This is a genomic window from Ensifer adhaerens (assembly GCF_020035535.1).
GTDB lineage: Bacteria > Pseudomonadota > Alphaproteobacteria > Rhizobiales > Rhizobiaceae > Ensifer.
On record NZ_CP083349.1, the window covers coordinates 3,767,620 to 3,785,647 of the forward strand.

Sequence of the window (18,028 nt, forward strand, 5' to 3'; positions counted from 1 at the left end):
GTCGGTGTTTCACGTGAATCAGGGTTCCCGTCGGGGGAACGGCATCCTATATGATGGGTGCAAACGCCCCGTTCTTCAATATTGATGCTCGAATCCGGATACCGTTCAGATGCAGAACGACAATGACAACGCCCCCGATCGCCCGAAAAAGCCATTGCCGCCCGCGGCCATACGCGCGCTGAAGGAGGCCGAGGAGCGGCGACAGACGGAGGCCAAGAAAGAAGCGCCACCGGAGATCGGCGGTCGCGGCGGTGAAGATCCCGCCCGCTACGGCGATTGGGAGATCAAGGGTCGGGCAATCGACTTTTGAATTTGAGGCCGGAATCGTCAGCCTTTAGCTGCCATCTGAATCCGGCTCATGAAATCGAGCTGTGGCAGAACGCTGCCCGTGGCGATGCCGAAATTCTCTTGCCAGACTTGTTCAGTCGAAACAGCCGCTGCACATATGCAATGTGCAGCGGCCGTTAATGTCAGGCCTTGTTCTGGCGGTTGGCGATCAGATCATCGACGACAGCCGGATCGGCGAGCGTCGAGGTGTCGCCGAGCGCGCCGAAATCGTCCTCGGCGATCTTGCGCAGGATGCGCCGCATGATCTTGCCCGAGCGGGTCTTCGGCAGGCCGGGCGCAAACTGGATCTTGTCCGGCGTGGCGATCGGTCCGATCTCTGAGCGGACATGCTTCACCAGTGCCGCACGGAGATCGTCATTGCCGATCTCGCCGGCCATCAGCGAGACGTAGCAGTAGATGCCCTGGCCCTTGATCGGGTGCGGATAGCCGACGACGGCAGCTTCCGAGACCAGGTGATGCGACACCAGTGCGGATTCGACTTCTGCCGTACCGAGGCGGTGGCCGGAGACGTTCAAGACGTCATCGACGCGACCGGTGATCCAGTAGTAGCCGTCTTCATCGCGACGGCAGCCGTCACCGGTGAAATACTTGCCCTTGTAGGTGGCGAAATACGTTTGGCCGAAGCGTGCGTGATCGCCGTAGATCGTGCGCATCTGGCCCGGCCAGCTGTCCGTGATGCAAAGATTGCCGTCGGCAGGACCTTCGAGCACGTTGCCCTCATTGTCGACGAGTTGTGGCTGAACCCCGAAGAACGGCCGGGTGGCGGAGCCGGGCTTGAGGTCGGTCGCACCCGGCAGCGGTGTGATCAGGATGCCGCCGGTCTCCGTCTGCCACCACGTATCGACGATCGGAGACTTCTGCTCGCCGACGACGTTGTAATACCACTCCCAGGCTTCCGGGTTGATCGGCTCGCCGACGGAGCCAAGCAGACGAAGCGACGAGCGCGACGAACGCTTCACGAAGTCGTCGCCAGCCCCCATCAGCGAACGGATCGCAGTCGGCGCCGTATAGAAGACGTTGACCTTGTGCTTGTCGACTATCTCCCAGAAACGTCCGGCATCCGGGAAATTTGGAACACCTTCGAACATGACAGTCGTCGCGGCATTCGCGAGCGGACCATAGACGATATAGGAGTGACCGGTAACCCAGCCGACGTCGGCGGTGCACCAGTAGACCTCTCCATCGCGATAGTCGAAGACGTATTCATGCGTCATCGACGCATAGACGAGGTAGCCGCCGGTCGTATGCAACACGCCCTTCGGCTTGCCGGTCGAACCCGAGGTATAGAGGATGAACAGCGGATCTTCCGCCTTCATCTTCGCCGGCTCGCAATGCGGCTTCACCGTGGCCGTTTCCTGGTGATACCAGAGGTCGCGGCCCGGTGCCCAACCGATCTTGCCGCCGGTGCGGCGCACGACCAGTACCTTGTTGACGATGACATGCTGCTTGGCAGCGATGTCGATCGCCGTGTCGGTGTTTTCCTTGAGCGGGACCGGCTTGCCGCCGCGTACGCCCTCGTCGCAGGTGATGACGAAGGTGCTCTCGCAGTCGACGATACGCCCGGCCAAGGCGTCCGGCGAGAAGCCGCCGAAAACGACCGAATGGATCGCACCGATGCGGGCGCAAGCGAGCATCGCATAGGATGCTTCCGGGATCATCGGCATGTAGATTGTGACGCGGTCGCCCTTCTTCACTCCGTGCTTTTTCAAGACGTTCGCGAGGCGACAAACTTGCTCGTAGAGCTGGTTGTAGGTGATCTTCTTGTCGATATAGGGGTTGTCGCCTTCCCAGATGATCGCCGTCTTCTCACCATGCGTCTTCAGGTGGCGGTCGATGCAATTATAGGAGACGTTGGTCAGGCCGTCTTCATACCACTTGATCGAGACCTTGCCCTTGAAGGAGGTATTCTTGACCTTGGTGTAGGGCTTGAACCAATCGATCCGCTTGCCGTGCTTGCCCCAGAACTTGGCCGGGTCCGAAACACTCTCCTCGTACCACTTCAGGTAAGTGGCGTTATCAAGCAGCGTCCGGCTCTTGGCAGACTTCAACACCGGATAGATCTTGGCGGACATATTTTCCTCCCTACGCATTCCTAGTGCGGCTCGCCCCTCCTAGGGCGACCCCGTTTCGCGCACATTCATAGCAGGTCAAATGCCCGCCGCAATTAGACAAAAGGACATTTGGAACTGAAGAATTGCAATTTCGCGACAACGACGGTATAGAGGCCCACATTTCCCGGAAATCAGTGGTAGACTCCACGGCCCGCGACACCGGCGCGGCGGACAAAAGGACTATATCCATGGCTCAGCAACTGCTTATGCCCAAGGCGACGGCCGTCTGGCTCGTTGACAATACCGCGCTGTCCTTCGACCAGATCGCGCAGTTCTGCAAGCTGCATCCGCTTGAAGTAAAGGCGATCGCCGACGGTGAATCCGCGCAGGGCATCAAGGGCCTCGACCCGATTGCGACGGGCCAGCTTTCGCGTGACGAGATCGCTCGCGCGGAAGGAAACCCCAACCACAAGCTGAAGCTTTCCGAGCCGAAAGTCCGTGTCCCCGATAGCAAGCGCAAAGGTCCGCGTTACACGCCGGTGTCCAAGCGCCAGGATCGCCCGAACGCCATTCTCTGGCTCGTGCGCAACCACCCCGAGTTGAAGGACGCGCAGATTTCTCGCCTCGTCGGCACGACCAAATCGACGATCGAGCAGATCCGCGAACGCACCCACTGGAACTCGGCCAACCTGACGCCGATGGACCCGGTGACCCTCGGCCTCTGCTCGCAGATCGACCTCGACCTCGAAGTCGAACGCGCCTCCAAGGGCCGTCCTCTGCCGACGGCCGCCGAACTCGGCCAGACGCTGGAATCGGCTCAGGAGACCGAAAAGCTGGGCTTCAGCTACGAGCGCGAGGAAGAGAAGGAAATCGACGCCGATGCCGTCTTCGCCAAGCTCAAGTCGCTGAAGTCGGACCGCAAGGACGAGGACGAAGACGATCATTACTGATCGCCGTCCAACGCGATGAAAAAAGCCCGGATCGGCGATCCGGGCTTTTTTGTTGGCCAGTCTCCAGTACGTGTTCAGTAAGCCGAACCGGATGGATCATCGAGGTTATGGCGCTCGGTCCCTTCAAGCGGCGGATTGAAGATGCTGACGAGGATCAGGTCTTCGTCCTTGCCGCCACGCAGATAGTGTTTGTCGTGCTGGTCCAGCACATAGATGTCGCCCTTGTTGATCGGGAAAACCTTGCCCTGCATATCCTCCACCTCACCATGGCCGGCGATGCAGTAACACGCCTCCAGATGGTTGCGGTACTCCAGCAACGATACGGTGCCGGCGCGCACCACAGTGTGGCATACGGTGAAACCCATACCATCCCTTTCAGTCAGCAGGCGATGGCTGGTGCCGCTGCCCCATTCCACGAAATGATCGGTTGCTTCGATCTGCTCCAGGCTGCGCACGAACATGGACCTCTCCATCTGTAAGGATTTCTATTGTCAGCGGACGAGATTTCCGACCCGTTGCCGCGATAGAACCAGTATCCGTTGACAACGGCAGCCAATCAAACGACGATTCCTCAAGGGATTCATGAGGAATATTTACAGATGATGTTGCCTCCGCTCGGCATGCTGCGTGCCTTTGAAGCCGCGGCGCGTCTGGCCAGCTTCTCTCGTGCCGGGGACGAGCTGCACGTGACGCACGCGGCCATCAGTCACCAGATCCGGCTGCTGGAGGAGTGGTTCGGTCGACCGCTCTTCGTGCGCGAGAAGCGTGGCGTAAAACTGGCATCCGAAGCCGAGAGCCTGGCCGCGGTGCTGACATCGACATTCGAGCGCATCGCTGCGGAAACGGAGTTGCTGCGGCAGAATGCCAGAACGCAGGTGAGCGTCGCCTGTATTCCATCGATCGCCACCCGCTGGCTGATACCGGCGCTCGGCGATTTTCTTGGCCGCCACCCCGAGATCGACGTCAAGGTCGTCTACGCGATGGCCGAGCAACAACTGCGCGAAACCGGCTGTGATGTCCTGATCACGCTCGGCGCCGACGACGGCGAGGGGACCCGATCCAACCGGCTGTTTTCACGAATCAACCGGCCGGTTGCGAGCCCGCGTTACATCGAGCGGAAGGGCGGGTTGAACAGCGTGCAGGCGATCGCTTCCGCCGATCTGCTGCATGACGAGACTGCGTCGCGCTGGCGCGATTGGTTCGCGAAGGCGGGGGCGGCAACAGGACAAACTCTGCGGGGGCCCATCTTCCAGGACTTTAACCTTCTCGCCACGGCCGTCATCGCCGGCCATGGTGTGGCCCTTTGCCCGATCGAGGTTTTCCGGCGGGAGATCGAGAACGGCGACCTGGTGATCCTGTCCGATATCGCCACCCTCGAAGAGGAAAGCTACTTTCTCATCACCAAGAAAGCGCGCTCAAAGGCAATCGCCGCGTTTGGCGATTGGTTCGCGGCGATCGTCAATGCCTGATGCGTGCACCGCGATGCATGCATCATAAGCCGGCTCAGAAATCCTCTACAGGCCGATGCCCCGATCATGCAGGACCAGGGTGATCTCGTCGAGAATGACCGGATCATCGATCGTCGCCGGCATCTTCCAGGGTTGCCGATCGGCGATCTTCTGGATCGTGGCCCTGAGGATCTTGCCCGAACGCGTCTTCGGCAACCGCTTGACGCAGATCGCCATCCGGAAAGCCGCCACCGGCCCGATGCGTTCGCGCACGAGGCTGATGACTTCGCGTTCGATTTCCGACGTTTCACGGGAAACATTGGAGTTGATCACCAGGAAGCCCGCCGGCACCTGGCCTTTCAGATCATCGGCAATGCCGATGACGGCGCATTCGGCAACATCCGGATGGCTGGCGCAGACTTCCTCCATCGCCCCCGTCGAAAGCCGGTGGCCAGCAACGTTGATAATGTCGTCGGTCCTGGCCATGATGAAGATATAGCCGTCCTCGTCGAGGTAACCGGCGTCCGCGGTCTTGTAGTATCCAGGGAACTCGTCAAGGTAGGCCGCGCGGAAACGATGGTCGGCGTTCCAGAGCGTCGGCAGACAGCCGGGCGGCAATGGGAGTTTCACGACGACATTGCCGAGCGTGCCCGGGGCGACCGGATGTCCGGCATCGTCGAGAATCTGGACATCATATCCCGGCAACGGGACCGCCGGAGAACCATATTTGACCGGCAGCAGGCCAAGACCCATGGGGTTGCCAGCCACCGGCCAGCCGGTCTCGGTCTGCCACCAATGATCGATGACGGGCACGCCAAGCGCTCTCTCCGCCCAACGGATCGTATCCGGATCCGCCCTTTCACCGGCCAGGAACAGTGCGCGGAAGCGTGACAGGTCGTAGCGGTCGACATAGGAAGCGTCGGGGTCCTCCTTGCGGATCGCCCGTAGCGCTGTCGGCGCGGTAAACATTACCGTCACCCCGTGCTCGGCGATGATCCGCCAATAGGTCCCGGGATCGGGCGTGCCGACAGGTTTGCCTTCGAAGAGGATCGACGTGCTGCCGTTCAAGAGCGGACCATAGACGATATAAGAATGACCCACGACCCAGCCGATATCCGAGGCGGCCCAGAACACTTCGCCGGGCCGCACACCGAAGAAATTCTCCATGGACCATTTGAGTGCGACCATGTGGCCGCCATTGTCACGCACCACGCCCTTAGGCTGGCCTGTCGTGCCCGAGGTATAGAGCACATAGAGTGGATCGGTGGAGGCAACGGGTGTGCATCCAACCTCTTCGCCCGCCTGCTTCGCCGCCGCCAACGCCGCAGCGAAGTCGACGTCGCGTCCCTCGGTCATGGTGGCTTCAGCCATTTCCCGCTGAAAGACGAGGCAATGCGTCGGCTTGTGGGTCGCAATTTCGAGCGCTGCGTCCAGCAGCGGCTTGTAGGCCACGGTTCGGCCAGGCTCGATGCCGCAGCTTGCCGACACCACGAGCTTCGCCTGGCAATCGTCGATGCGGACCGCCAACTCGTTGGCGGCAAATCCGCCGAAGACCACGGAATGCACGGCTCCGATGCGCGCGGCAGCCAGCATGGCAACCGCTGCCTGCGGGATCATCGGCATATAAATGATGATGCGGTCGCCCTTGCCGACCCCGAGCCCCCGATAGACGGCGGCCAGCGCCTTCACATCGGCAAGCAGTGCCGCATAGGAGATGCGTTCCACCCGGCCGGTGACCGGACTGTCATAGATGAAGGCGATCTGCTCGCCGCGCCCCGCCTCGACATGACGGTCGAGACAATTGTAGCAGGTGTTCGTCGAGCCACCGGCATACCAGTGCCCATAGGTGCCGCCTTCGGCATCAAAGGCGCGTTGCGGACGCTCGAACCAGTCGATCGCGTCGGCAGCGCCGGACCAGAAACCTTGCGGATCCGCCTTCCAGGCGGCGTACACTTCGGAATAGCGACTCGCCATTTCCGTTCCTCCCTATGCATGTTGCCGGACATGTTCCGGCCTCCTCGTGCACAAGGATAGGCTAATGAGTGGGCAGGGGAACCCCGACGAAAGCGGTATAAGTCGAGATTGAGCGATTCCAGCGAAGTGAAACGATTTCGCGTCCGCAGTTGCGCAAAACAATGAGGGGGAGCGTCCTCAACGCTCCATCGTCAGCGTGCGCCGAAAATGGCGGAACCGACCCGGACACTGGTGGCGCCGAACAGCACAGCCGTCTCGAAATCGCCAGACATCCCCATCGAGAGTTTTTCGAGCTTGCAGGCGGCGGCAAGCTTGGCGAGCAGAGCGAAATGCGGGCCCGGATTTTCCTCAACCGGGGGAATGCACATCAGCCCCTCAATCTGGAGGCCCAGTTCGTGGCGGCAGAGATCGACGAAGGCAACGGTCTCTTCGGGTCGGATGCCGGCCTTTTGTGGCTCGAGCCCGGTGTTGACCTGGACGTAAAGCCTGAGATTCCGACCTTGCTTCTGCATTTCCGCAGCGAGCGCACGGGCAATCTTGTCGCGGTCGACCGTCTCGATGACATCGAACAGGGCAACCGCCTCGGCCGCCTTGTTCGACTGCAGCGGGCCAATCAGGTGAAGTTCGAGGCCTGCTGTCTCCGCCTTCAGTTCCGGCCACTTGCCCTGAGCTTCCTGCACCCGGTTTTCACCGAAGACCCTCTGGCCTGTCGCGATCACCGGCCGAATGGCATCGGCATCGAAGGTCTTGGAAACAGCGACCAGCGTGACGGCGCCCTCGGCCCGATCAGCAGATTTCTCAGCCGCCTGAATCCGGCTCACGACATCCTGCAACCGCTCTTGAACTTCCATGGACCTGCTCTCCGACACGGGATTTTCAAACCACTCACCGAGGGGCTTAGGCAAAGTTGGTCGACTTGCCAAGCTCACTGCCACACCGGCAGGCTCAAATCCGCCAAAGTGTCGCGGCAAACCCTTCAAAAACTTGACCGTCAGGCGGTTTCGTGGTGAAGGTCACCCCAAACATCATGAGGCGCCCCTATGCGCCGCAGAACTTCCGGAACATCGAAAAGACATGTCTAGCGAACGATACAATCCGCGTGATGCCGAGCCCCGTTGGCAACAGGAATGGGAAAAGAAAGAGGTCTTCCAGACCGAGAACGACGATCCGCGCGAAAAGTACTACGTGCTCGAGATGTTCCCCTATCCCTCGGGCCGCATCCACATGGGCCACGTGCGCAACTACACCATGGGTGACGTAGTGGCGCGCTACAAGCGCGCCCGTGGCTTCAACGTGCTGCATCCCATGGGCTGGGACGCCTTCGGCATGCCGGCCGAGAACGCCGCCATGGAGCGCGGCGTGCATCCGGCAAGCTGGACCTACCAGAACATCGCCTCGATGAAGGCACAGCTGAAGGTCATGGGCCTGTCGCTCGACTGGAACCGCGAATTCGCGACCTGTGACCCCGCCTACTACCAGCGCCAGCAACACCTGTTCCTGGACTTCCTGGAAAAGGGCCTCGTCTATCGCAAGCAGTCCAAGGTCAACTGGGATCCGGTCGACAACACCGTGCTCGCCAACGAGCAGGTAATTGACGGCCGCGGCTGGCGCTCGGGCGCGCTGGTCGAACAACGCGAACTGACGCAATGGTTCTTCCGCATCACCGACTTCAGCCAGGAACTGCTCGACGCCCTCGACACGCTGGATCAGTGGCCCGAGAAGGTGCGCCTGATGCAGAAGAACTGGATCGGGCGTTCGGAAGGTCTGTCGCTGCGTTGGGAACTCGTTGACGGCACCGCGGGCGACGCAACCGAGCTCACCGTCTACACGACCCGACCGGACACGCTCTTCGGTGCCTCGTTCCTGGCGATCGCCGCGGACCATCCGCTGGCCAGGCAGGTAGCGGCCACCAACGCGGAAGTCGACGCATTCTGCGAGGAGTGCCGCCGTGCCGGCACCTCGCTCGCCGCTCTGGAAACGGCCGAAAAGAAGGGCATCGATACCGGAGTTCGCGCCAAGCACCCGCTCGACCCGAGCTGGGAACTGCCGGTCTATGTCGCCAATTTCGTGCTGATGGACTACGGCACGGGCGCCATCTTCGGCTGCCCTTCCGGCGACCAGCGCGACCTCGACTTCGCCCGCAAGTACGACTTGCCGGTCGTTCCCGTCGTCATGCCGAGGGATGGCGATGCCGCGACCTTCGCCATCGGTGACGAGGCCTATATCGGCGACGGCGTAATGATCAATTCGCGCTTCCTCGACGGCCTGTCGACCGAAGAAGCCTTCGAGACGGTCACTTCGAAGCTCGAAAAGGGAACGCTCGACAGCACGCCGCGTGCCGAGCGCAAGGTGAACTTCCGCCTGCGCGACTGGGGCATCTCGCGCCAGCGCTATTGGGGCTGCCCGATCCCGGTCATCCATTGCGAAGACTGCGGCGTCGTGCCGGTTCCCAAGGCAGACCTCCCGGTCGTGCTGCCGCCAGACGTTACCTTCGACAAGCCGGGCAATCCGCTCGACCGTCATCCGACCTGGCGCCACGTTGCCTGCCCGCATTGCGGCAAGGACGCTCGGCGCGAGACGGACACGATGGATACCTTCGTCGATTCGTCGTGGTATTTCACGCGCTTCACCGCGCCGTGGGAAGACAACCCGACCGACCCCAAGGTCGCCAACCATTGGCTGCCGGTGGATCAGTATATCGGCGGCATCGAGCATGCGATCCTGCACCTGCTCTACTCGCGCTTCTTCACCCGCGCGATGAAGGCGACCGGCCATGTGGCAATCGACGAGCCGTTCAAGGGGCTCTTCACCCAGGGCATGGTCGTGCACGAAACCTATAGCCGCGGCGAAGGCGCCCAGCGCGAATGGGTAACGCCTGCCGAGATCCGCATCGAGGAGATCGATGGGCGCCGCCGCGCCACTCTCCTGGAGACCGGCGAAGAAATCGCCATCGGCTCGATCGAGAAGATGTCGAAGTCGAAGAAGAACGTTGTCGACCCCGACGACATCATCGCTTCCTACGGCGCCGATACGGCGCGCTTCTTCGTTCTCTCCGATTCGCCACCGGACCGTGACGTCATCTGGTCCGAAGCCGGTGTCGAAGGTTCACATCGTTTCGTCCAGCGCGTCTGGCGCCTGCTGAGCGAAGCCGCTGAGAAGCTGCGCGCGATCGAAGCTGCGCCGGCACTTGAAGGCGAGGCGCTCCCGGTTTCACAGGCCGCGCACAAGACGCTGCGCGCGGTTGAGGCGGACTACGACAAGCTCGCCTTCAACAAGGCCGTTGCGCGCATCTATGAGCTCGTGAACACGCTTGCCGCGCCGCTGACCCAGGTTGCCGCCGGCAAGGCGGACGCGGCGCTCGCGGGTGCTGTGAAGGACGCCACGTCGATCCTCATCAACCTGATCGCCCCGATGACGCCACACCTCGCCGAGGAATGCTGGCGCGAGATCGGCGGCGAAGGGCTGATCGCGGAGAGCGGCTGGCCGACTTTCAATCCAGCGCTGGTCGTCGAGAACGAAATCACACTTCCGGTGCAGATCAACGGCAAGAAGCGCGCTGATTTGACAATCGCCCGCGATGCAGATCAGAGTACGATCGAAAGCGCCGTCCTGGCGCTCGAGGCCGTCAAGTCCGCGCTCAACGGCAGCAGCCCCAAGAAAATCATCGTTGTGCCCCAGAGGATCGTCAATGTCGTTGTCTGATAGAGCTGGCTTCCGCATTCGGTCGATCCCGATGCTGGCAGGTGTTCTTTTGCTGACCGCGCTCGCCGGCTGCCAGGTCAGGCCGCTTTATTCCGATCCCGTCGGGACCTCCACGGCAATGGCAGCGATCGAGATTTCCGACGCTGACGACCGCGTTGAGCAAGAAGTGCGCAACGCCCTGATCTTCCTGGCGGCAGGCGGACAAGGCGAACCGGTGAACCCGCAATATCACCTGGCGCTTGAGGTCACGACCCGCGCCATGGGCGTGCTCTACGATCAGAACAAGGACCGTGTCGATCGCGCCAGCGCCGGCCGCATCGTCGTCAAGGCGGACTATAACCTGACGAAGATCGGTACGGGCGAGACGATCAAGTCCGGCAACCGCACGGCGGTCGCGCTCGTCGATTTCCCCGTTCAGGAATTTGCCAAGGTGCGCGCCGTTCGCGACGGCGAAAACCGCGCCGCGAAGGAACTGGCAGAGCTGATCCGGGCTGATATCGCCGCAGCCCTCAGCCGCTAGTCGGTGTCGGAATGAGCGAAGTCAAGTCGCACGAATTCGACTCCTTCCTCCAGAAGTCTGCCGGTGTCTATCGGTTGTTCATTTTCTACGGGCCCGATCGCGGGCTCGTTTCCGAACGCGCTTCGGCACTTGCCGCGCGTTGCGGCGTGCCGTTGGATGATCCATTTTCCGTCTTGAAACTCGATGTCAGCGAACTGGCGCAATCGCCTGGCCGCTTGCTCGACGAAGTCAATTCCATTGGTCTCTTTGGCGGCGAAAAGCTCATCTGGGTGCGAGGCGCAGCCAACGAGAAATCGCTCGTCGATGCCATGGGCCTTCTGGCTGCCGAACCACCGTCCGGGAGCTACGTGATCGTCGAGGCCGGTGACCTGAAAAAGGGCGCAGCACTCCGCAAGATCGGCGAGACGGCCCGCTCAGTCGCCTGTATCGCCTGCTACAGCGATGACATCCGCGGCCTGCAGGCCCTGATCGACAAGGAGCTTGGCGACGAGAAGCTGGGAATCACGCCGGCCGCCCGTGCGCGTCTGGTAGAGGCGCTCGGCGGCGACCGCCTGGCATCGCGCAACGAACTGCGCAAGCTTGCCCTGTATTGCCGTGGCAAGAGCGCTGTCGATGAGGAAGACGTGCTCGATATCGTCGGCGACGCCAGCGCCATTTCCGTCGACGACGCGGTCGACGCCGTATTGAAGGGCGATCTCGACGGCCTGCTGCACGCCATGCAAAAGATCACCACCTCAAAAACGCCGGCATTTCTGGTGCTGCAAGCCTGCCTGCGACAGTTCCAGCAGCTCGACGTGATGCGCGCCGAAATGGATGCCAGCCGCCAGCAAGCGGGCCAGGTAATTGCCACGCTGGGCCGCGGTCTGCATTTTCGACGCAAGCCGATCGTCGAAGCCGCATTGAAGCAGTGGACGGCACCGGCAATACGCCGTGAACTCAATCGTCTGCAGACGACCATCTTCCAAAGCCGAAGCCGCGCCAGCCTCGAAGAAAGCCTGGTTCTGCAGAACCTCATGGCAATCGCCGTGCAGTCCGCACGGCGTTGAAGCGATTGGTTCGAAGGCACGCCAGGCCTCTATCTGCCTTCGTCTTTCTAAAACCAAGGCTTTCCTCTAGATCCGGACAGGCATCCTCAAGGGGGTGGCCGACGGGCCTTCGCGCAAAAAGAAAGATAAATCAATAAATAAGACGCGCCTCACGTGCGGGGCGCGCCTGTCCATCGTTCAGAAATGTCGGGGCAATACGCTCAGCGGCGCTCGAGCAGACGGCAAATTTCCTCGAGCTGATCGAGCGTCTTGTAGGCGATGCGAAGATGGCCGCCCGATGCCTTGTGATTGACGGTAACTTCAAGACCAAGGCTATCCGACAGGGTTCGCTCAAGCGCCAGCGTGTCCGCATCCTTTTCGTCACGGCGGGCCGTCTTGCCGAAATTCGGATCGTTCTGGGCACGGATGTCGTTCTGCGCAATGCGTTCGGCGTCACGCACCGAAAGTCCCTTGGCGACAATCGTGCGGGCCAGGGTCGCAGGATCCGATGTGGGAATAAGCGCCCGTGCGTGACCGGCAGAGAGCGCGCCTTCAGACAGCATGTCGCGCACCGGCTCCGGAAGTTTCAGCAGCCGCAGGCTGTTTGCGACGTGACTGCGGCTCTTGCCGATGATTTCACCGAGGTCATTCTGCGTATAACCGTGTTCGGCAATCAACTGCTCGTAGCCGAGAGCCTCGTCGAGCGGGTTGAGATCGGAGCGTTGAACGTTTTCGACGATCGCGATCTCAAGCGCCGTACGATCATCGACGTCACGGATGATAACCGGAATTTCGGTGAATCCGGCTAATTGTGCTGCCCGCCAGCGGCGTTCGCCAGCGATGATCTCGTATCGATCGACGCCGATGGTACGAGCGACAACGGGCTGGACAATACCGTGCTGGCGGATCGAATTGGCGAGATCCTGAAGCTCGGCTTCATCGAATTGCCGGCGTGGGTTGCGCGGGTTGCGCGACACGAACTCAATGGGCACTCGGCGATCGGGATTGACCGGGGCAGGGGCCGAAGCACCCGCCTGCAACGGTTGGTCCATCTCGCCGATCAACGCCGCCAGTCCGCGACCAAGCCGTCTCTTCGAGCTATCGTCGTTCATATCGTCACCCGAGTTAAATTACGCTACCGAAATGATTATGCCGCCTTGCGTTGGCGCTCGCGCTGTATCACTTCCGATGCCAATTGCAGATAGGCCTGGCTTCCAGCGCATTTCAGATCATAAAGGATCGCAGGCTTTCCGTAGGACGGCGCCTCGGAAACGCGAACATTGCGCGGAATTAGCGTGTGATAGACCTTGTCGCCAAGATGGGTCCGTACATCACTGACGACCTGTTGTGCGAGGTTGTTGCGCGAGTCGAACATCGTCAGCACGATGCCCTGAATGTCCAGCGCCGGATTCACCGATCGGCGAACCTGGTCTACGGTCTCCAACAGCTGGCTGAGACCTTCCAGGGCGAAGAACTCGCATTGCAGCGGTACCAGCACCGAATGCGCGGCGGCCATAGCATTCATCGTCAGGAGATTGAACGATGGCGGGCAGTCGACGAGAATGTAGGAGTATTCCATGGCCGCCGGGCTAACCAACGCCTTACGCAGCCGGAAGACCCTGTCGGCTTCCTGCGAGATTTCCATTTCGACGCCGAGTAAGTCCATCGTCGATGGCACGATCGAGAGATTCGGTACGGCAGTTTGCTGCACAATCTCTCCAATACCGTGAGAACCCATCATCAGCTCGTAGGACGAGAGATTCCGATCACGCCGCTGAATGCCCAGGCCCGTACTGGCGTTACCCTGCGGATCGAGATCAACGATGAGAACCCGCTCGCCGATCGCCGCCAAAGCCGTTGCCAGATTGATGGCGGTCGTCGTTTTGCCGACTCCGCCCTTCTGATTTGCGATTGTGATAATCCGATTTCTAGCGCCAAACATGTTTCCGCTCGCCGATCACTGAACCTTGCGTGACAGATTTGCAATCTCGAGCACAACAGAGTCCGGCTCGATGACGCTTGGATGTTTTACCAGATCGAATTGGTAGCGGCCAATGGCTTTGTCGATTTCGCGTTGGTAATCCCGCCCTTTGTGGAAGTAGGCGACGGTTTTGCGCTCCTCAGACAGCATCCATGGTGCGGAATAGTCGAGTAGCAACGTCAAATCGGCGAGCGCACGCGCAGAAACGGCGTCCGCGCGTGGAATCGCTTTTCCGGCTTCCTCGATTCGAATCGGATGAACGGACCCGCGCGCGCCTGTTTCGGCCAAGGCCACACGCAGAAATGCTGCCTTCTTGTTGTTGCTTTCAACGAGATGCACCCAACCGTCTGCGAACTCCGAGAGATAGATTGCCGTAATGATACCTGGGAAACCGCCGCCACTGCCTAGATCAACCCATGTTTTGGGTCCGGGCGACATTTGCACGAGCTGCAAGCTATCCACGATATGGCGGCGCCAGAGATCTTCAATCGTCGAAGGTGCAACGAGATTGATCGACTTTGCCCATTTTTGAAAAAGCCGAGCGAAATGCCCCAATCGTTCATTCGTTTCACGTGAAACACGCAGTCCGTTCAACACATCGACTGGACTCGTCTTCATTGTGCACTTGCCTTATCTTCGCGTTCTACGGTTCCTGGCTGACGCTTCAACCAGGCCAGGATTAACGACGCGGCGGCCGGCGTCATCCCATCCACCTTCATCACCTGCGACAGATTTCGCGGTGCGTGCTGCTTCAGCTTCTGCTTCAACTCATTGGACAATCCGGACAGTTTGTCAAAGTCAAAGCCATCCGGAATGATCAGGTTCTCTTCACGGCGGATGCCGGCAATATCGGCAGCCTGCCGATCCATATAGACCGCATAGGCTGCGTCGATTTCCAGCGCCTCAACAACCCGCGGACCGATCGCCGACAACTCCGGCCAGATCGGCAACAGGGCAGAGATCGACTGTTCCGGATAAGAGAGAATCTCAAAGGCGGTGCGGCGCTGGCCATCCTGATTCAGCTTCAGTCCGTGGCGGTTGCCCTCGGCAGGCGTCACCGAGAGGCTCTTCAACAATCGACGGCCATCATCGAACTGCGCGCGCCAATCGATAAAGCGCTCGCGTCGCGCATCTGAAATGCAGCCGAGCTCCATTGCAAATGGTGTCAGACGCGCATCAGCATTGTCCGCGCGCAGCGACAGACGATACTCGGCGCGAGAGGTGAACATCCGATAGGGCTCGGTAATACCACGCGACGTCAGGTCGTCGATCATGACGCCGATGTAGGAGTTGGTGCGGCTGAAGATTACTTCCGGCCGGTCGGTCGCCAACAATGCCGCATTCAAGCCGGCGACCAATCCCTGCGCACCCGCTTCTTCGTAGCCTGTCGTCCCGTTGATCTGCCCCGCCAGGAACAGGCCGGGCATCTTGCGCACCGCCAGCGTCGCATTCAGCTCGCGCGGATCCACATGATCATACTCGATCGCATAGCCGGGCTGCAGGATCGACACATTCTCCAAGCCGGGGATCGTGCGAATGAACGCCTCCTGGATATCGGCGGGCAGTGATGTCGAGATCCCGTTCGGATAGATGGTGTCATCGTCGAGACCTTCCGGCTCCAGGAAGATCTGATGGCCGTCGCGTTCGCCAAAGCGAACGATCTTGTCTTCGATCGATGGGCAGTAGCGCGGACCGACGCCCTCGATCTGTCCCGAGTACATCGCCGACTTACCGATGTTGTCGGCGATGATCTTGTGCGTCGCCTCAGTCGTACGGGTCACGCCACAATCAATCTGGCGGTTCAGAATATGGTCGGTCATGAACGAGAAGGGTACCGGGTCCTCGTCCGGACCTTGCCGTCCAACCTTGTCCCAGTCAATCGTACGTCCATCCAGGCGCGCCGGCGTGCCGGTCTTCAGTCGGCCGAGCTTCAAACCGTAGCGAAGCAACGTACCCGAAAGACCAATAGAGGGCTCTTCGCCAACGCGGCCCGCGGGGATCTTCTGGTCACCAATATGGATCAGCCCTTTCAGAAAGGTGCCAGTCGTCAAAACTACAGACGTCGATGCAAAGGTCCGGCCGTCCTTCATGACGACGCCGCCGATCTTGCCATCCGCTTCGATTAGGTCGAACGCGTCGCCCTCGACAACCGCTAAGTTGGCAATGGCGTTGATCTCGCGCTGCACCGCTTCGCGGTAAAGCCGACGGTCCGCTTGGGTGCGCGGCCCACGAACAGCCGGCCCCTTGCGTCGGTTAAGGAGCCGAAACTGAATGCCGCCGGCGTCCGCGACACGACCCATCAAGCCATCCATCGCGTCGATCTCGCGCACGAGATGGCCCTTGCCCAACCCACCAATCGCTGGATTGCAGGACATAACGCCGATGGTCGACGCCTTGTGGGTGATCAGTGCTGTGTTGGCCCCGAGCCGTGCAGCGGCAGCGGCCGCTTCGCAACCGGCGTGGCCTCCGCCAATGACGATGACGTCAAACTGGATCATTGCTTCATATCTCCAAGCCAGCACTGCGTCGCACCGGCACGAATCGTTTCACGTGAAACACAACGAAGGACTCGCAAACGTTGTATCGTTGTTTCCACAGACTATTTTCCGATACAGAATTCGGAAAATATCACATCCAATAGGTTCTCGACATCCACCCGACCGGTAATCCGTCCAATTGCGTCACCTGCGAGGCGAAGCTGCTCAGCACGGATATCGAGACCTTGCTTTTCTCCGGCCAAGCTTTGTTCGATGGCGCGGAGAGCCTGGCGCAGGCTATCAACGTGACGTCGGCGTGAGGGCAAGGCGAGCGACGTCCGGCCGCTGAGATCGGGGAGGTGGCCCGCGATCGCATTCAAGAGGCGATCCATGCCTTCACCCGTTCTGGTAGAGATCAAGACATCCGCTTCACCGGTAGCCCAATGCCGATCAGAGCGATCGATTTTCGTCGCCACCCGCAACACGGGTGCGCCGTCATTGCTGATATCGGAGAGAGATCCAAATCCGCGTGCTGTCTCGGACAGGAGAAGGATCAGATCCGCTCGTTCGATAACTTCTCGCGCGCGACGGATACCCTCTTGCTCCACTCGCTCCTCGGTCTCACGCAGTCCGGCAGTGTCGAAGAGTTTAACAGAGAATCCGGCTAATGAAAGATCGACCGAAAGGACATCACGAGTCGTTCCGGCGACTTCGGTAACGATCGCGATATCCCTCTGTGCAAGTGCATTGAGCAAGCTCGACTTGCCGGCATTCGGCGCGCCGGCGATAACGATCTTCAATCCATCCCGAATGATCTCGGCGATCGGTGCATCCGCAATATGTGCGGCGATTTCCTGTGCAAGCGTCGACATGTCGCGCCAGATGCGTTCGCTTACCGAACCAGGCACATCGTCCTCATCGGCAAAGTCGAGCTCGGCTTCGATCATTGCTCGCGCATGGGTCAGACGATTCGCCCAGCTGGCATAAACTTTCGATTGTCCACCACCCGAATGTTCGATCGCGAGGCGACGCTGCATCTCTGTTTCGGCCACGATCAGATCGGCAAGTCCCTCGACTTCCACAAGATCCAGCTTGCCATTCTGGAAGGCGCGTCGTGAAAACTCTCCCGCCTCCGCATGGCGCAATCCTTCGAAACCGGAGAGCGCCTCAAGCAGGGAGTTGACCGCCGCGCGACCGCCATGAATCTGAAACTCAGCGCAATCCTCACCCGTGAAGGAGGCAGGTCCGCGAAAATAGAGAACGAGGCCGCTGTCAATCACGAGACCGTTGCGAGACCGAATCGATTTCAGTGTCGCCGTCCGCGGTGAGGGGAGCTCGCCACACAATGTCTCCAGGACCGTTGCGGTATGCTGCCCGCTGACGCGCACGACAGCCACGCCAGCGGGTAGGGCGCCGCTGGAAAGCGCATATATGGTGTGGATCGCTGTCATTGGTCTACCTGGAAGACCGCGGAGCGGCTAGGCGCCGTCGGTCGGCATATTTGGGATTGTCTTAGTTCCTGACCCGAATGTTCTGCTTCGCGGAAGATACT

The 18,028-nt window shown here is 60.4% G+C and carries 15 protein-coding genes; 6 read left to right on the top strand and 9 right to left on the bottom strand.

Translation table 11 applies throughout. From position 1 onward, the window contains the following. Nucleotides 1-109 precede the first annotated feature (109 nt). Entirely contained in the window at nucleotides 110-310 is a 201-nt protein-coding gene (locus LAC81_RS18305) for a DUF1674 domain-containing protein (protein ID WP_223725935.1), read from the top strand. A 160-nt stretch (nucleotides 311-470) separates the two neighbouring features. Here the strand turns inward: LAC81_RS18305 and acs are convergent, their stop codons facing one another. After that, nucleotides 471-2,420, bottom strand: a complete 1,950-nt coding sequence (gene acs / locus LAC81_RS18310; protein ID WP_223725936.1) for an acetate--CoA ligase — start codon at nucleotides 2,418-2,420, stop codon at nucleotides 471-473. A 227-nt stretch (nucleotides 2,421-2,647) separates the two neighbouring features. Between acs and LAC81_RS18315 the strand changes: the two genes are divergently transcribed. Next, nucleotides 2,648-3,349 carry a DUF1013 domain-containing protein gene (locus LAC81_RS18315; RefSeq protein ID WP_043624204.1) on the top strand — a complete coding sequence of 234 codons (702 nt, stop codon included), beginning with the start codon at nucleotides 2,648-2,650 and terminating at the stop codon, nucleotides 3,347-3,349. A gap of 74 nt (nucleotides 3,350-3,423) precedes the next feature. Here the strand turns inward: LAC81_RS18315 and LAC81_RS18320 are convergent, their stop codons facing one another. Then, nucleotides 3,424-3,810: an ectoine synthase gene (locus tag LAC81_RS18320; RefSeq protein ID WP_223725937.1), complete on the bottom strand. Its 387-nt coding sequence runs from the start codon at nucleotides 3,808-3,810 to the stop codon at nucleotides 3,424-3,426. A gap of 138 nt (nucleotides 3,811-3,948) precedes the next feature. Between LAC81_RS18320 and LAC81_RS18325 the strand changes: the two genes are divergently transcribed. After that, nucleotides 3,949-4,818 carry a LysR substrate-binding domain-containing protein gene (locus tag LAC81_RS18325; RefSeq protein WP_419195832.1) on the top strand — a complete coding sequence of 290 codons (870 nt, stop codon included), beginning with the start codon at nucleotides 3,949-3,951 and terminating at the stop codon, nucleotides 4,816-4,818. 45 nt (nucleotides 4,819-4,863) lie between these two features. Here the strand turns inward: LAC81_RS18325 and LAC81_RS18330 are convergent, their stop codons facing one another. Next, nucleotides 4,864-6,771, bottom strand: coding sequence for an AMP-binding protein (locus LAC81_RS18330; RefSeq protein ID WP_223725938.1), 1,908 nt, complete (start codon nucleotides 6,769-6,771; stop codon nucleotides 4,864-4,866). A 191-nt stretch (nucleotides 6,772-6,962) separates the two neighbouring features. Further along, complete coding sequence (locus tag LAC81_RS18335) at nucleotides 6,963-7,622, bottom strand: YggS family pyridoxal phosphate-dependent enzyme (protein WP_223725939.1); 660 nt, start codon at nucleotides 7,620-7,622, stop codon at nucleotides 6,963-6,965. 223 nt (nucleotides 7,623-7,845) lie between these two features. Here LAC81_RS18335 and leuS point away from each other — a divergent pair, with 223 nt between their 5' ends. Genes leuS through holA form a run of 3 tightly spaced genes read left to right on the top strand, consistent with a single transcriptional unit; the run spans nucleotide 7,846 to nucleotide 12,039 of the window. Then, complete coding sequence (leuS, locus tag LAC81_RS18340) at nucleotides 7,846-10,473, top strand: leucine--tRNA ligase (protein ID WP_223725940.1); 2,628 nt, start codon at nucleotides 7,846-7,848, stop codon at nucleotides 10,471-10,473. Further along, nucleotides 10,460-10,993, top strand: coding sequence for an LPS assembly lipoprotein LptE (gene lptE / locus LAC81_RS18345; protein WP_113541286.1), 534 nt, complete (start codon nucleotides 10,460-10,462; stop codon nucleotides 10,991-10,993). Before leuS ends, lptE begins: the two co-directional genes overlap by 14 nt. Before the next feature lie 11 nt (nucleotides 10,994-11,004). Then, a complete protein-coding gene (holA, locus tag LAC81_RS18350) occupies nucleotides 11,005-12,039 on the top strand; it encodes a DNA polymerase III subunit delta (RefSeq protein WP_223725941.1) in 1,035 nt (344 codons plus the stop codon). A 200-nt stretch (nucleotides 12,040-12,239) separates the two neighbouring features. Here holA and LAC81_RS18355 read toward each other — a convergent pair whose 3' ends face one another. From LAC81_RS18355 to mnmE, 5 genes are all read right to left on the bottom strand, one after another. Continuing rightward, on the bottom strand, nucleotides 12,240-13,130 hold the full coding sequence (locus LAC81_RS18355) for a ParB/RepB/Spo0J family partition protein (RefSeq protein ID WP_113541288.1): 891 nt from the start codon (nucleotides 13,128-13,130) through the stop codon (nucleotides 12,240-12,242). 35 nt (nucleotides 13,131-13,165) lie between these two features. Continuing rightward, nucleotides 13,166-13,960, bottom strand: a complete 795-nt coding sequence (locus LAC81_RS18360) for a ParA family protein (RefSeq protein WP_223725942.1) — start codon at nucleotides 13,958-13,960, stop codon at nucleotides 13,166-13,168. Nucleotides 13,961-13,975: 15 nt separating this feature from the next. Further along, complete coding sequence (gene rsmG / locus LAC81_RS18365; RefSeq protein WP_223725943.1) at nucleotides 13,976-14,617, bottom strand: 16S rRNA (guanine(527)-N(7))-methyltransferase RsmG; 642 nt, start codon at nucleotides 14,615-14,617, stop codon at nucleotides 13,976-13,978. Continuing rightward, nucleotides 14,614-16,497 carry a tRNA uridine-5-carboxymethylaminomethyl(34) synthesis enzyme MnmG gene (mnmG, locus tag LAC81_RS18370; protein ID WP_223725944.1) on the bottom strand — a complete coding sequence of 628 codons (1,884 nt, stop codon included), beginning with the start codon at nucleotides 16,495-16,497 and terminating at the stop codon, nucleotides 14,614-14,616. Before mnmG ends, rsmG begins: the two co-directional genes overlap by 4 nt. 101 nt (nucleotides 16,498-16,598) lie before the next feature. Then, nucleotides 16,599-17,927 carry a tRNA uridine-5-carboxymethylaminomethyl(34) synthesis GTPase MnmE gene (mnmE, locus tag LAC81_RS18375; RefSeq protein ID WP_223725945.1) on the bottom strand — a complete coding sequence of 443 codons (1,329 nt, stop codon included), beginning with the start codon at nucleotides 17,925-17,927 and terminating at the stop codon, nucleotides 16,599-16,601. Between the last annotated feature and the right edge of the window lie 101 nt (nucleotides 17,928-18,028).

Excerpts from the sequence above, each read along its gene's own strand:
- acs (WP_223725936.1), bottom strand. The coding sequence starts at position 2,420 with ATGTCCGCCAAGATCTATCCGGTGTTGAAGTCTGCCAAGAGCCGGACG.
- LAC81_RS18320 (WP_223725937.1), bottom strand. The coding sequence starts at position 3,810 with ATGTTCGTGCGCAGCCTGGAGCAGATCGAAGCAACCGATCATTTCGTG.
- LAC81_RS18335 (WP_223725939.1), bottom strand. The coding sequence starts at position 7,622 with ATGGAAGTTCAAGAGCGGTTGCAGGATGTCGTGAGCCGGATTCAGGCG.
- lptE (WP_113541286.1), top strand. The coding sequence starts at position 10,460 with ATGTCGTTGTCTGATAGAGCTGGCTTCCGCATTCGGTCGATCCCGATG.
- LAC81_RS18355 (WP_113541288.1), bottom strand. The coding sequence starts at position 13,130 with ATGAACGACGATAGCTCGAAGAGACGGCTTGGTCGCGGACTGGCGGCG.
- mnmE (WP_223725945.1), bottom strand. The coding sequence starts at position 17,927 with ATGACAGCGATCCACACCATATATGCGCTTTCCAGCGGCGCCCTACCC.
- LAC81_RS18305 (WP_223725935.1), top strand. The coding sequence starts at position 110 with ATGCAGAACGACAATGACAACGCCCCCGATCGCCCGAAAAAGCCATTG.
- rsmG (WP_223725943.1), bottom strand. The coding sequence starts at position 14,617 with ATGAAGACGAGTCCAGTCGATGTGTTGAACGGACTGCGTGTTTCACGT.
- leuS (WP_223725940.1), top strand. The coding sequence starts at position 7,846 with ATGTCTAGCGAACGATACAATCCGCGTGATGCCGAGCCCCGTTGGCAA.
- LAC81_RS18325 (WP_419195832.1), top strand. The coding sequence starts at position 3,949 with ATGATGTTGCCTCCGCTCGGCATGCTGCGTGCCTTTGAAGCCGCGGCG.
- LAC81_RS18360 (WP_223725942.1), bottom strand. The coding sequence starts at position 13,960 with ATGTTTGGCGCTAGAAATCGGATTATCACAATCGCAAATCAGAAGGGC.
- holA (WP_223725941.1), top strand. The coding sequence starts at position 11,005 with ATGAGCGAAGTCAAGTCGCACGAATTCGACTCCTTCCTCCAGAAGTCT.
- LAC81_RS18330 (WP_223725938.1), bottom strand. The coding sequence starts at position 6,771 with ATGGCGAGTCGCTATTCCGAAGTGTACGCCGCCTGGAAGGCGGATCCG.
- mnmG (WP_223725944.1), bottom strand. The coding sequence starts at position 16,497 with ATGATCCAGTTTGACGTCATCGTCATTGGCGGAGGCCACGCCGGTTGC.
- LAC81_RS18315 (WP_043624204.1), top strand. The coding sequence starts at position 2,648 with ATGGCTCAGCAACTGCTTATGCCCAAGGCGACGGCCGTCTGGCTCGTT.